Below are 13,762 nucleotides of genomic sequence, written 5' to 3'. Positions count from 1 at the left end.
GGGGCCGGGCGTTTCCCTGCGCAAACCTGTTGCAATCGACGCGCGCCCCTTGCGCCAGTCGTTCATGCGCCGCACATTTGACCGGTATTCATCGGGAGGCGGCCAATGGCATCGCTGGAACAACAGATTACCGACAGCCAGAAACAGGTGCATCTGGCGCAGGACAAGATATCCGAGATGACCTCTGCGCTGGACCGGGCGACCGCGCGGGCGGATGTGGCGGAATTGCCGCTGGATGTTGCCAATGCCACGCTGGCCGATGTTCACGCCCATACCGAGGCGATGAACGCCAATATCGCCGAACTCATCATGGGGCTGGACGATGTGACCGCCGGTTTTTCGCGCGATTTCGACGATCTGCGCAACAAGACCGGGTGGGAGAAATTCGTCGGCATCTTTGCCAGCGGCAAATCCGAGGCGATGCGGCAGGAACGCCTGCGGGCCGCCAGCATCGACGACAAGTTGCAGGACCTCATCGCCAAATCGGACAGCATCACCCGGCTGCTGCAAGGTCAGCTGGACCTGCTGAACGACCAGAAGACGAAGGTCGAGGCCAATCTGGTCAGCACCCTGTCGGAACGCGAAGAGGCCGTCTCGACGCTGGAAAACCTGCGCCAGACGATCACCGCGATGGACCCGAAGCTGATCGAGTTGGAAAACCGCATCGCCACCACCACCGATCCCAGCACCCGCACGCAGCTGGAAAGCGATCTGGCGCTGGCCAACAAGGATCACAACGAACTGGTGCAGCAGGAACAGGTCGCGCTGGCCCGCTCGCAGACGCTGGAACGCTATATCGAGGCGGGCAAGACCTGGGTGGACAGCCTGCAGAATCAGGCCGCGACGCAGATGGTGCTGATCAACAAGCTGCAAACCGACACAAGGCAGCGCGTGGTGCTGTATGACGCGCTGACCAAATCGCTGAAGACCGCGCAGCAGCAGGACGTGGCCCACCGCATCAACGAGATCGGCGTCAAGACGGATCAGGAAGCGCAGGCCGCGATGGCCGCCATCGGCACCGCCACCAACGACCGGATGGCCGACATGCTGGAGGCACATGGCGATCACATGGTCTTTGCCCGCAAGGTGCTGGAGGAAAAGGCCCGCGCCGACGAACGCTTTGCCCGCCGCTTTGCCGAAATCGTCAAGAAGCATGACAGCAACCTTTATGGTGGATAAGCGCCCGTGAGCCGGACCGGAACGCTTGATGCCGATCACCGCGCGCTGGAGGACGAGGCGACGGCGCGGGCCTTTTTCGCGCAGACGCGCCGGGTGGCGGATCTGTTGCCTGCCGCGCTGGCCGGGATGGTGCGCGACGGGCTGTTCAGCCGCATCGAGACCGAGATCATCGGCGGCTATCTGGACGCGCTGAAGGTCACGCTGGACGCGCTGGCGATGAAATATCTGATCGCCGGGCGGATCGAGGGCCCCTTGCGCCGCCATGTCACCATCGACATTCACGAATCCGGCCTGCCGGTCTGGTCCGAGATCGCCCAGACCGCCGCCGATGCCGCGCAGGCGGCCGAGGAACTGGCGCGCAGCCCCTCGGCCAGGTCGATCAGGGACGACATGATCCGCCAGATCGTCGGCGACCTGACCATTCCGACGCGGCTGCAATATGCGATGTCGCAGCGGCTTTACTATGAGATGCTGCAACAGGGCGGGCTGTTCTGGCCGCAGATGCATCCGCAGGGATACTGGCTGTCGGGCAGCGAAAGGCAAAGGCGGCGCTGGCTGCTGCATTGGGCGGTCTATGACAGCCAGCTGAACGTGCCGGTGCTGTATCTGATGGATGTCGATGACAGCGGCCGCCGCCCGCTGACCGACGATGCCCGCCGCTGGCCCGAGGTCCGCGCGCATCTGCTGGCGCAATCCGTGACCTCGTTGCAGCTTGTGACCATCGCGCAGGGCTTTGACCGCGATTTCGACCGGCTGCATCCGCGCCGGTTGCGCCGGATCGTGCTGGGGCCGATCTATTCGCAGGGCTTCACCATGCAGGAAGGCCCGATCCGGCAGGTGCTGGAAAATGCCGCCGCCCCCGCGGGCGAGGACTGGACCATGGCGATGACCATCGAGGATCTGCAATCCGAACGCGCCACCCTTGAAAGCAGCGGCTTGTTCGGCGTGACCGAGCGGCAGATCTTCCGGCTGGACCCGCTGAATCAGGGCGGGGCAGGGCAGGGCGCCAGTTCGGTCACGCGGGTTCTGGTGCTGCCGCAACGGCCCTATCAGGCGCTGGTCGCGCTGTCGCCGCAGGGTCTGCGCGATATTCGCAAATATGTGCCCGGCCCCGATGGGCAGATGCGATCCTACAGATAGATTTGATGACGGTATTTGACAGGCAGAGGTTTTGATGAACGCCCGCAACGAAATGGAACTGCCCGAGGACCGGATACGCGCCTATTACCCGCAGGCGCTGTCGCTGCTGACGGCGTTCGACCACGCGCCGCGCTTTGGCCAGCAGGCAAAGCCGCAGGTGGCCGAACGCTCGCCCGGGGTTCCGTCCACCTCGCGGTTTCGGCCGACGACGCCGGGGCTGGCGGCGCGGCCGGTGGCGCGGGCCGATGGTGTGCATCTGCTGGAGCGGATCGAGAATGCGGGCGGCGACGAATTGCTGACCCCTGCCGCCGCGACCATGGCCCGCGTGCTGCGCCGCGCCACCGCCATCGCGCTGGCCGTCGCCGATGAGGTCGCGGCCCGGTCCGGCGCGGTGGAGCTGAAGCGCATCAATCTGGAAAGCCGCCTGCCTGCCGAGCGTCACCGCGAATTTGCCGAACTGCTGGCGGTCGAATCGCTTGCGGCACTGTCGGTCTGCGCCAATGCCATCGCCTTTCTGCTGGCCGAACATGCCGGGTCCGAGACGATCGAGGGCATCAGCGCCGACGAGATCGTGACCGACAACCCGCTGGCGGCGCTTCAGGGCGCGCTGTGGGAACTGGACCAGAACCTTGCCCGCCACGCCCGTGACGACAAATCACTGCTGGCCACCGCGCTGGCCTGGGCCGAGGCGATGTCGGCGGCGGTTGCGGTCCGTGGCGAAAACGCCCCCCGCATCGCCGCCTTTACCGGCGCAAGCTGGCGGGTGGATGGCGACGATCTGCCCATCGCAGGCTTTGCCCCGGCGGTGAAATCGCGCGGCACGCCCCTGTCGATGAGCTTCAAGAAACCCGAAGAGGTCGTCGGCAACGCCATCGCCAAGCATCAGGCCATGCGGCTGGCGCGGATGATGGTCGCCTATGATTTCGACCGCAAGATGAACCCCTTCGTGGAACTGGGCGGCTTCATCTTTACCTTTCTGGGCGATGGCCGCCCGGGCACCGGCAAGACCACGCTGATCCAGATGATGGCCGGGATGCTGAACGATTACTGTCAGGTGGCGGGCTATGATTTCCGCTATCGCAACCTGTCGGTGGACAATATCGACAGCTATCAGGGCAAGTCCGGCCAGAACGCCCGCGCCTTCATCAATGCGGTGATCGACCCTTCCGTGATCGGCTTCGGCACCATCGACGATATCGACCAGATCGCGGGCAGGCGCGGCGACCGGCAGTCCTCGTCAGGGCAGCAGGAAATCACCGCCGTGCTGATGGAGGCCTTTGCGGGCGCCTCGACCGTGGTGCGCGGCAATTGCGCCTTCGGGATGTTTTCCAACCATGCCGAGAATATCGACGACGCCCTGCGCCAGCGTGCCGGCGCGCGCTTTCTGATCGACGGGCCGAAGACGCAGGCCGACTATATCGACATCCTTGCCCTGTTGCTGGGCAGCCGTCACGACATTCCGGTGGGCGAGCACGACCTGATGCGGGCGCAGGCGCTGCAACGCGCCGTGGCCGAAAGTTATGAAGGCCATTCCCGCCCGGCCGAGCCCGGGCTGGCGCGGGTCTTCGATCAGGTCAACCGGCAGTTCGGCGCTTTGGACACGCTGGCCGATCTGGGCAGCTATCTGCACGCCATCGCCGAGGCCGAGCCGCGTTTCACGGGCCGCGCGGTCAAGAACATCACCGATGCAGTCAAGGCCCGGGCGATGGATTTCGACATGCCCGACGACTGGTTCGACCGGCCCGAACCCTTCATGCACCAGCCCTATCCCCGCAAGCTCGAGATGATTGCGGCCTTGCGCAAGCCGGTGACGGTGGCCATGGTGGTGCAGGAAATCAACCGCTATGCCGACAGCGAATTCCGCTATGCCGAGGGCGCGGATGAAAGCGCGATCGAGGACGCCGTGCGCAACATGGAACGCATGGCCGAGGCCAAGCGCCGCTTCGAGGGGGGCAGATGAAGCGCCTGATCGAAAAGGGGCTGATGTTCGGCAACCTGATCCGGGTGAGCTCTGCCGCCTGGACCGGGCTTTACAATCGTGCGCTGGAAAAGCTGACCGGGCGGCAGACGGCGCTGAAGGAATTCCACATCGACATCACCGGCTATTCCCCGGAGATCGGGGACGAGCTGGGCGATATGGACTATCTGGCGCCCGATGGCGGCACGCGGCAGTTCATCCTGCTGACGACCGAACAGAAGACCGCGCCGATGCTGGCCGCCGATCTGTCGGTGCTGCGCGACGTGCTGCGCCGTTTCATTGCGGATAACGAAAGCCAGCTGTTCAGCCTGACCGCCCGCGACGCGGTGATCGGCCAGATCGACGATCATGTCTGGCAGATGGACGGCCCCGCCGATCTGACCCAGATCCGCAGCCTGCGCATCAGCGCCGACACGACCGGCAACCACGTTGCCGAGGCCGACCGGCTGACCGCGATGATCGACACTTTCCGCAACGGGCGCGATGCGTGGTGGGACGATGTGCTGATCGCGCGGATGATCGAACAGGCGAAGAAATCCGGCGATGTGCTGCGCCATCCGGTGCGGCTGGATCACACCGATTTCCCGGTGCCGGATTTCTGGACCGATGATTTCGGCGGCGTCTATCTGCTGCGTTCGGCGCAGGAACCGGCGATGATCTTTGCCGATCCCGACCGCAAGGCCGACATCGCGGGGGTTGTCAGCTTCGATCTGACCCAGCGCCACCAGATCGCCGCCTGGCTGGCCCGGAATGCGCTGGCCGAGCCGATCATTTCGGCCAGAGGTGCCGATGCCGCACCGATCCTGCGGCAGAAGATGGATTTCGTGCTGGTCGATGCGGCCACGCGGCTGGGGCTGGAGACCGGCAATGGCGGCAGGCAGGAACTGCGGCGCGCGGCGGCGCGGATGGGCGATGGCCTGCCGCCCGAGATCCGGGGGCTGTCGGCGCTGCTGCGCTATGCCGAACAGGGCGGAGACTGGCCGGTGATCGACAGTGGCGATCCGGCCTATTTTTACGCCCTGCGCGCCACGCCCGGCCCTGCGCGCGATCTGGTCAACCGGCTGCTGTCGGAACTGGCGCCGCATGACTTGCGGCAGTTGTTCATTACCCATAAGCCGCTGTTCTATCGGCTTTACCAGACTTGGGACGAGGGCAAGCGCGCCTATGTGGCCGAGGTGCTGGCCCGTGAATACCAGATTGACAAACAGGGCACCCGCGACGCCTTGTTCGGATCCGAACCCGACATGGCCGAACCCGATGCGTCCGCGCCCCCCGGTCCGTGGGGGCCGGCGACCACCCGCCTGCCGCGTGTCAGCCTGTCCGACCGGGGGGCCTCGCGCCCGGCCGGTCCGTGGGGGGCATAGGCATGGCGGCACTGTTCCGGCTGGTCATACTGGTGTTTCTGCTGGAGGTGATGTTCTTCCTGCTGCTTCGGCTCTATATCCGGTCGCTGCGCCACGAGAAACTGGAAGAGATCTGGGACCAGCGCCACCCCGACATGGCCGGGAACAACGCGGCGCGGCAAGAGTTCGTCCGCAAATCCATGGTCGGGTTTGAAAAATCCCTGAAATCCCGCCTGATCTGGCTGGTTTTCGTGATACCCACAGCGGCGATCATGGCGATCGTCATTCTGGTCAACTGGCAATAGGAGCCGCCGCATCATGCATTACGTCAAGGTCGTTCTGGGGGTCTTGCTGGGGGTCGTGGTCTTCATGTTCCTCGACTATTCGCTGCCGTCCAAGAACACGGTGCGGATCACCAACACCTATAACCGGCTGACCTCCATCACCTCGTCCAACGCGATCTTCTATGCCGCGGACGATACCGGTACGGTCGAGAATGCCGCAGGCCAGCGCGACGTCCGCTTTGTCGAAACGGTGCGGCCCAATGGCAAGGTCTTCGTCTATCGCAACGAGGATACCGGCTGGATCTGGCCGCCCTATTTCAAATATGACAGCGCCAATCTGCATGCCGAGGCGACCAATCTGCGATCCACGGGCAATGATCCGCAATGGGTCAGCATCACCGCCTATGGCTGGCGGATTCCGTGGCTGACGGCCTATCCGAACGCCATCGCGATCGACACGCTGGCCGGCCCGAATGAGCGCCCGCGCAACTGGGCGGCCTCGATCGTCTGCGTGGTGCTGCTGATCTTCATCGCGCTGTTGTGGCGGATGTGGGCGCAGTTTCACGAACGCACCATCGAACCCGCAGTGCGCCGCGTGGACGAACGTTGGGACCGGGTCGAGGCCCGTGCCGATGCCGCCCGCGACCGGGTCTCGGACGGGACCGCCGAGGCGCGTGGCCGGTTCCGCAACTGGCTGGGCACATGGAGGGGGAAGCCGCGCAAATGACCCGCAATCCCGGCACCGATCTGCGCGTGGACTGGTTCGAGACGATCCACATCAACACGCCCGCCACCGAACGCCGGGCCGCCAGCCTGCCTGCGCGGCGCAGCCTGAAGAAGGACCATCAGGCGGCGTGGCTGCTGAACGCGATCCGCTGCATCGACCTGACCACGCTGGCGGGCGGCGACACGCCCGACCGGGTGGCGCGGCTGTGCGCCAAGGCGCGCCAGCCCGTCGCGCCCGATCTGCTGGCCGCGATGGGCGTTGGCGGTCTGACCACGGGCGCGGTCTGCGTCTATCCGACAATGGTGGCGGCGGCGAAGCGTGCGCTTGGAAATTCCGGGGTGCCTGTGGCCAGTGTCGCCACCGGCTTTCCCGCCGGGCTGATGCCGCTGGATCTGCGTCTGGCCGAGATCCGCTATGCCGTGGATCAGGGCGCGGATGAGATCGACATCGTGATTACCCGCGCCCATGTGCTGCGCGCCGACTGGGCCGCGCTCTATGACGAATTGCGCGCCATGCGCGAGGCCTGCGGGGCAGCGAAGATGAAGGCGATCCTTGCCACCGGCGATCTGAAATCGCTGGAAAACGTCGCCAAAGCCAGCCATGTCGCGATGCAGGCGGGGGCCGATTTCATCAAGACCTCGACCGGGAAAGAGGGCGTGAACGCCACCCTGCCGGTGTCGTTGGTCATGTGCCGGGCGATCCGGGACTATGGCGCGCAGACCGACCATGTCGTCGGCTTCAAGCCCGCAGGCGGGTTGCGCACCGCGAAAGACGCGCTGAACTGGCAGGTGCTGATGGCCGAGGAACTGGGCCGCGGCTGGCTGCGCCCCGATCTGTTCCGCATCGGCGCCTCCAGCCTGCTGGGCGATATCGAGCGCCAGATCAGCCATCATGTGACGGGCCGCTATGCCGGCGCCCATCGCCAAGCCATTGCCTGAGGGACCGATGACCAGCGTGAGCGAGATCATGGAAAGCATGGAATACGGCCCTTCGGTCGAGGACAGCGGCGCGGTGCGCGACTGGCTGGACACGCGCGGGTCATTCGGCCATTTCATCGGCGGCAAATTCACCAAGCCCGGCAGCACGTTCGGGACCCGCGCCCCCGCGACGGGCGATCTGCTGGCGCAGGTGTCGCAGGGCAGCGCGGATGATGTGGCGGCGGCGGTCAAGGCCGCGCGCAAGGCGCAGAAGGGCTGGGCGGCGCTGTCGGGGACGGAACGGGCGCGTTACCTCTATGCGCTGGCGCGGCATGTGCAGAAACGCGAACGCTTTCTGTCGGTGCTGGAAACGCTGGACAATGGCAAGCCGATCCGCGAATCGCGCGACATCGACATTCCGCTGGTCGCGCGGCATTTCTATCACCATGCGGGCTGGGCCGAGCTGCGGGATACGCAATTCCCCGGCCATGCGCCGCTTGGCGTCTGCGGCCAGATCATCCCGTGGAATTTCCCGCTGCTGATGCTGGCATGGAAGATCGCCCCCGCGCTGGCGGCGGGCAATACGGTGGTGTTGAAACCCGCTGAATACACGCCGTTGACCGCGCTGGCCTTCGCCGAAATCTGCCGCGAGGTCGGCCTGCCCGCTGGGGTGGTGAACATCGTGACCGGTGATGGCGAAACCGGCGCGGCGCTGGTGGGCGCGGATGTGGACAAGATCGCCTTCACCGGCTCGACCGAGGTGGGCCGCGCCATTGCCGCCCGGCTGGCCGGGACAGGGCGACGGCTGACGCTGGAACTGGGCGGCAAGTCGCCCTTCATCGTCATGCCCGATGCCGATCTGGATGCGGCAGTCGAGGGCGTGGTCGATTCGATCTGGTTCAATCAGGGGCAGGTCTGCTGCGCCGGTTCGCGCATTCTGGTGGCCGAGGCGGTGGCCGAACGGTTCGAAACACTGCTGCGCGCACGCATGGACCGGCTGCGCGTCGGCCCACCTTTGGACAAGTCCACCGATATCGGCGCCATCGTCGATCCGGTGCAGAAGGACCGGATCACCTCGATCTGCGCGGCTGCGGTGGCGGCGGGCGCGGAACTGGTCGGCGGTCAGGCGGCGGAGGGCTGTTTTATCGCGCCCGGTTATCTTCGCAATATCGCCCCCGCCAATCCGGGGATGGAGCAGGAGATTTTCGGCCCCATCGCCACGCTGTCCACCTTCCGCACCGCCGATGAGGCGATTGAGCTGGCCAACAACACCCGCTACGGCCTTGCCGGTTCGGTCTGGTCCGAAAGCGCCACCGTCGCGACCGATATCGCGGCGAAGATCAAGGCGGGCGTGATCTGGATCAACTGCGCCAACCTGTTTGACGCCGCGGCCCCTTTTGGCGGTTATCGCGAAAGCGGCTTTGGCCGCGAAGGCGGGTGCGCGGGGATGCTGGACTATCTGGCCGAACCGGCGGTGAAACCGGTCCGCGAACCCGCACCCTCGGCCCCTGTCGTCGCGCCGGGTGGCGAAGGGCAGGGCAGCGGCCTCGACCGCACCGCCAAGCTGTATATCGGCGGCGCGCAGAAACGCCCCGATGGCGGGGCAATGTATGCGGTGCCGGGCGGGCTGGCCCCCCTTGGCAGCCGCAAGGATATCCGCGGCGCGGTCGAGGCCGCCGCCAAGGCCGGGAAATGGTCCGCGATGGGCGGTCATGCCCGTGCGCAGGTGCTCTATTACATCGCCGAGAACCTGTCGGCCCGCGCCCCCGAATTCGCCGCCCGCAGCAGCAAATCCGAGGTTCAGGCCGCCATTGCCCGCGCCTTTCATTATGCCGCCTGGGCCGACAAGTTCGACGGCGCGAATGTACAGGCGAAACCGGGTCATCTGGTGAACGTGATCCCCGAGCCCTTCGGCGTGATCGGCATCGCCTGCCCGAACAGGCAGCCGCTGGCCGGGTTCATGTCGCTGGTGATGCCCGCCATCGCCATGGGCAACCGTGTGGTTGCGATTGCCGCGCAGGACGATCCGCTGCCGGTGCTGGACCTGTATCAGGTCTTCGACACCTCGGACCTGCCCGGCGGCGTGGTCAATATCGTGACCGGAGGCAGGTATGATCTGGCGCAGGTGCTGGCCGCCCATGATGAGGTCGCCGCGATGTGGTATGCAGGCGACAGCGCCGGTCTGACGGCGGTGGAACAGGCGGCAGGCGGCAATCTGAAACCCGTCTGCTCGCCGGCCAACCGCGACTGGACCGGCGATCAGGCGCAGGGCGAAACCTTCCTGCACCACGCCACGCAGCTCAAGACGATCTGGCTGCCCTATGGCGCATTGCCCGCAGGCACTGGCAGCGCGGCTTATTGATGGGCGTTCTGCATCGGTGGAAATTGGAGACGGTGTGACTCTGACGCAGTCGGGTCATCATCACGACGATGCTTGTGACCCAGCCGCCCGAAACGAGGCCGGTTCTGGCTTGCCACTGATTATATCTGCCTGTGCGCCAGGCCAGAGTCAGGTGCTCGAATGCGGCAAGCCGCTGCTCCATACGCTCGGGTGCAAAAAGCTTTCTTGCCTGTTCGGCGGCGATGGCCTCCACCTCGGAGTCGGGTTTGCCCTGGTAAACCTTCCAGTCGCCACGGCCCAGCAGTGAAAAACGGCAGATGCCAACAATCTTCATCCCGACCCCATCGGTAAAAGTCGCTCAGGATAGGCACCATCACGGTTATGGGCCGAGGGTCAAGGCCAAACCGGCGCCAGGGTCGGCCCGGTTACGCGGGCAGGTCCAGTGTTGCGCCAAGGCCGCCCAACTCCGAGCGGCTCAGCAGCAGTTCGCCCCCGTGCAGGGCGGCCAGATCGGCGACGATGGCCAGCCCCAGCCCGCTGCCCGAGGGACCGTGTTCGTCCAGCCTCGCGCCACGGATCAGCGCTTTGGGCGCGTCGGTTTCGGCCATGCCGGGGCCGTCATCCTCGATCACGATCCGCAGCCGTCCGGTCTGGCAGGTCACGCCGATCTGCAAACGCGACCGGCCCCATTTGACGGCGTTTTCCGCCAGATTGCCGATCATTTCTTCCAGATCCTGTCGTTCGCCGGCAAAGCTGGCATCGGGGGGGCAGTCGATCCCGGCGGTCATGCCCCGGTCCTGCATCGGCCAGCGCAAAACCAGCATGATATCCTCGACCACCGGCAGAACCGGCGTGCGCTGGCCCAGCATCCGGGGCGAGGCCGCCCGCGCCCGGCGCAGATGCCAGCCGATCAGCCGGTCCATGCGGGTAATCAGGTTGTGGCCGGGATGGCCCGGCGGCAGCTCGTTGGCCAGGGCCGCCAGCGGCGTTTTCAGCGAATGGGCCAGATTGCCCAGATGCTGACGCGACCGGGCCAGCAGGGTGGTGTTCTGGTCCAGCGCGGCGTTGATCTCGGCGGTCAGGGGGCGCAGTTCGGACACATCGGGCAGTGCCAGCCGCTCGGTCCGGCCCGCCCGCACCTGCCGCAGATCGGCGCCCAGCCGGTCAAGACTGCGCAGGCCCGCCGTGACCTGCACCAGACTGGCGGCGGCCAGCCCCAGCCCCAGCACGATCAGCGCCAGCGCCAGCGGCTGGCGGATCTGGCGCAGGCTTTGCGTGATCTGCTCTTGCGGTGCGGTGACGGTCAGGGCGATCAGCGCATCACTGTCGGGGATGGTCAGTTCCCGCCGCATGATCCGCAGGGGCGCGCCGTCGGCACCCCGTCCGGCCCCACCGGCAAATTCACCGCCCGGCCCGGTCAGCCAGCCGTCCAGCAGCGAATCCGAGCGGTCGAAGACCCGGCCATCGGCCTCGGCCTGCCAATACCAGCCGGTCAGAGGCAGCCGGAAGCGCGGATCGGCGGGCGGGTCATCGACCTCGATCCGGCCGCTGTCGCTGACCTCCAGACTGGCGCTGAGCGCGTCGGCGATGGCCCCGGCCTCGGCATCGAAACGGTCGGTGACGAAATCCTCCAGCAGCGCCGACAGGAACAGGAACGCCGCCAGCAGCGCCGCCGTCAGCCAGACCGCCGCCAGAACCAGAAGCCGCCCCCGGATCGAGCGCATCAGCCGCCCGACCGCAGCACATAACCCTCGCCGCGCCGGGTCTCGATCATGCCGTCGCCGATCTTGCGGCGCAACCGTCCGATAACCACCTCGATCGACTTGAAATCCCGGTCCGCATCGGCGTCATACAGATGTTCCGACAGTTCGGTGCGGCTGACGATGCGGTTCTGGTGATGGATCAGATAGGACATGATCCGCAGCTCGAACGGGGTCAGTTTCAGCGCCACGCCGTCGCGGGTGATGACGCCCAGCTGGCTGTCCAGCTGCAAGGCCCCGGCGCTGATGACCGGGCGGGTATGGCCGGCGGCGCGGCGGATCAGGGTCTGGCAGCGCAGCACGACCTCATCCAGCCGGAAGGGCTTGACGGCGTAATCATCGGCGCCGGCGCGAAACCCCGCCACCTTGTCGGTCCAGTCGCCGCGCGCGGTCAGGATCAGCACCGGCACGCCGATGCCCTGATCGCGCCAGCGGGTCAGCACCTCGATCCCCGGCATCCCCGGCAGGCCCAGATCCAGTATCGCCACGTCATAGCTTTCGGTGGCGCCCATGAATTCGCCTTCGCGGCCGTCGCCCGCATGGTCGGTGACAAAGCCCGCCTGCTCCATGGCCGTGACCAGCTGCCCGGCCAGCACCGGATCATCCTCGACGATCAGAGCCCGCATGTCATTCGCCCCCTTGGTCCCATCTGCCCGGCTCCTTGCCGGATGTCCGGGCGCCGCTTCGCAATGCCTCGATCTGGCCGCGCCCCGCAACCTCCAGAAAGCGGCTGTCGCGGGCATCGACGCGGATCAGCAGCATATGGCGGCGCGGCGTCACCAGGCGGAACTCATAAACCAGCGAAACGCCATTTTCACGCTCTTCGGGCCGGGGTGGCCGGATTTCGGCCGCAACCAGCCGCCCGGCATAACGGTCGCTGACCTGCCGCGCGACCTCATGCAGCGGCAGCGGCCGGAACTCGTCGAAAACAGGGGCGGGCGGGGGCGGCACCTCCTGACTGTCCTGCGCGGCAACCGGCAAGGCCATCATCAGCAGGGCAAGGCTGTACGCAAGACGTGTCATGCCTGCGATCATGCGCCGCGCCTGCCCAACAGAACCCAAACGGCCCGTTGGCGGTTCATTCAGGCAGGGCCGGTTAGAACATGATTCGAATTTGAGGAAAGGACAAGAACATGAGCAGGATCAGACTGACGACCTCGGCCGCGATCATCGCATTGGCAGGTGCATGGGGCGGCGTGGCGCTGGCGCAGGATGCGACCGACATTCCCGACTGGTTGCAACAGATGGACCTGCAGAACGTGCAGACCGAAACCAAACGCCACGGCGCGCGGGAAATCGAGGGCCGTCTGCCGGGTGGCGGCAAGATCGAGGCGCTGTTCGACCGCGACGGCAAGCTGATCGAGATCGAGGCCGACGACGCCGCCCTGCCGCAGCCCGCCCTCGACGCGATCCTGTCCGATGCGATCCGCAGCCACGAGGCAATGGGCCTGTTCTCGCGGGTCCATGAGATTTCGGTCAAACGCGAAAAGACCGAGATCGAAGGCTATCAGCAGAACGGCAACGATCTGGAGCTGGAATTCGACCCTGAAGGCCGCCTGATCGCGATCGACGCCGACGATACGCCCCTGCCGCAAAGCCTGATCGACGCGCTGCTGCCGCAGGCGGTGCGTGACAGCGATGCACTGGCCCAGTTCGCGACCATCGACGAGATCAAGCAACATGGCGAAACCCGCTTCCGCATCGAAGGCGAGGACGAAGCCGGTCACGATATCGCGGTGATGGTCGATCAGGACGGGCGGATGCTGCGCTTTGGCCGCGACGGCGGCGACCGCAAGGGCGGCTGGGGCGAACGCGGCTTCCACAACAAGGACCCGCGCGGCCACGCCAGGACGATGCGCGGCGAGAACCCGCATCGCGAAACCCGCCGCGATCAGCGCGCCAGGGCCCCGGAGCTTTCCTTCGATCCCGTCGAACTGAACCAGCGCCTGACCGAGTCCGGCTATTCCGCCTTCGGCCTTCTGCGCCATGACGGCCGCCGCCTGACCCTCGACGCCCAGAACCCGGCAGGAGAGGCCGTCACCCTCGAACTCGATCCCGCGGGCGAGGTGCTGCGCGAAACCGCCCGCTGATCC

13 protein-coding genes are annotated in these 13,762 nt (G+C 66.1%); 9 read left to right on the top strand and 4 right to left on the bottom strand.

The genetic code is table 11. The features are described from left to right. The first annotated feature begins 105 nt into the window (after nucleotides 1–105). From JHW40_RS01875 to JHW40_RS01840, 8 genes are read left to right on the top strand one after another with little or no spacing between them, the layout of a single operon-like run. Nucleotides 106–1,179 (top strand): hypothetical protein, encoded by a 1,074-nt coding sequence (locus JHW40_RS01875; protein ID WP_090615229.1) that lies wholly within the window; start codon nucleotides 106–108, stop codon nucleotides 1,177–1,179. Nucleotides 1,180–1,185: 6 nt separating this feature from the next. Then, nucleotides 1,186–2,319: a hypothetical protein gene (locus JHW40_RS01870; RefSeq protein ID WP_090615225.1), complete on the top strand. Its 1,134-nt coding sequence runs from the start codon at nucleotides 1,186–1,188 to the stop codon at nucleotides 2,317–2,319. Between the two features lie 34 nt (nucleotides 2,320–2,353). After that, on the top strand, nucleotides 2,354–4,279 hold the full coding sequence (locus JHW40_RS01865; protein WP_244519297.1) for an AAA family ATPase: 1,926 nt from the start codon (nucleotides 2,354–2,356) through the stop codon (nucleotides 4,277–4,279). After that, nucleotides 4,276–5,661 carry a DUF6638 family protein gene (locus tag JHW40_RS01860; protein ID WP_211657367.1) on the top strand — a complete coding sequence of 462 codons (1,386 nt, stop codon included), beginning with the start codon at nucleotides 4,276–4,278 and terminating at the stop codon, nucleotides 5,659–5,661. The genes JHW40_RS01865 and JHW40_RS01860 overlap by 4 nt, the downstream gene beginning before the upstream one ends. A 2-nt stretch (nucleotides 5,662–5,663) precedes the next feature. After that, on the top strand, nucleotides 5,664–5,945 hold the full coding sequence (locus JHW40_RS01855) for a hypothetical protein (RefSeq protein WP_090615216.1): 282 nt from the start codon (nucleotides 5,664–5,666) through the stop codon (nucleotides 5,943–5,945). Nucleotides 5,946–5,958: 13 nt separating this feature from the next. After that, nucleotides 5,959–6,651 (top strand): DUF1523 family protein, encoded by a 693-nt coding sequence (locus JHW40_RS01850; RefSeq protein WP_090615213.1) that lies wholly within the window; start codon nucleotides 5,959–5,961, stop codon nucleotides 6,649–6,651. After that, complete coding sequence (gene deoC / locus JHW40_RS01845) at nucleotides 6,648–7,589, top strand: deoxyribose-phosphate aldolase (protein WP_090615262.1); 942 nt, start codon at nucleotides 6,648–6,650, stop codon at nucleotides 7,587–7,589. Before JHW40_RS01850 ends, deoC begins: the two co-directional genes overlap by 4 nt. Nucleotides 7,590–7,596: 7 nt before the next feature. Further along, nucleotides 7,597–9,930 (top strand): aldehyde dehydrogenase family protein, encoded by a 2,334-nt coding sequence (locus tag JHW40_RS01840; protein ID WP_090615208.1) that lies wholly within the window; start codon nucleotides 7,597–7,599, stop codon nucleotides 9,928–9,930. On the opposite strand, the gene JHW40_RS01835 is transcribed toward JHW40_RS01840, so the two are convergent. The 4 genes from JHW40_RS01835 to JHW40_RS01820 all read right to left on the bottom strand — a co-directional run bounded on the left by JHW40_RS01835 (nucleotide 9,869) and on the right by JHW40_RS01820 (nucleotide 12,692). Then, on the bottom strand, nucleotides 9,869–10,243 hold the full coding sequence (locus JHW40_RS01835) for a glycosyltransferase (RefSeq protein WP_090615205.1): 375 nt from the start codon (nucleotides 10,241–10,243) through the stop codon (nucleotides 9,869–9,871). The genes JHW40_RS01840 and JHW40_RS01835 overlap by 62 nt on opposite strands. Nucleotides 10,244–10,334: 91 nt before the next feature. Next, nucleotides 10,335–11,633 (bottom strand): sensor histidine kinase, encoded by a 1,299-nt coding sequence (locus tag JHW40_RS01830; RefSeq protein WP_090615202.1) that lies wholly within the window; start codon nucleotides 11,631–11,633, stop codon nucleotides 10,335–10,337. After that, on the bottom strand, nucleotides 11,633–12,295 hold the full coding sequence (locus JHW40_RS01825) for a response regulator transcription factor (RefSeq protein WP_090615198.1): 663 nt from the start codon (nucleotides 12,293–12,295) through the stop codon (nucleotides 11,633–11,635). The genes JHW40_RS01830 and JHW40_RS01825 overlap by 1 nt, the downstream gene beginning before the upstream one ends. A 1-nt stretch (nucleotide 12,296) precedes the next feature. Next, nucleotides 12,297–12,692: a PepSY domain-containing protein gene (locus tag JHW40_RS01820; RefSeq protein ID WP_139208215.1), complete on the bottom strand. Its 396-nt coding sequence runs from the start codon at nucleotides 12,690–12,692 to the stop codon at nucleotides 12,297–12,299. 110 nt (nucleotides 12,693–12,802) lie between these two features. Here JHW40_RS01820 and JHW40_RS01815 point away from each other — a divergent pair, with 110 nt between their 5' ends. Then, complete coding sequence (locus JHW40_RS01815; RefSeq protein ID WP_090615189.1) at nucleotides 12,803–13,759, top strand: PepSY-like domain-containing protein; 957 nt, start codon at nucleotides 12,803–12,805, stop codon at nucleotides 13,757–13,759. Nucleotides 13,760–13,762: the final 3 nt, after the last annotated feature.

The organism is Paracoccus alcaliphilus (assembly GCF_028553725.1).
GTDB classification, from domain to species: domain Bacteria; phylum Pseudomonadota; class Alphaproteobacteria; order Rhodobacterales; family Rhodobacteraceae; genus Paracoccus; species Paracoccus alcaliphilus.
Note: the sequence above shows the minus strand (reverse complement) of the source record. Positions and strands in the feature narration are given on the sequence as shown.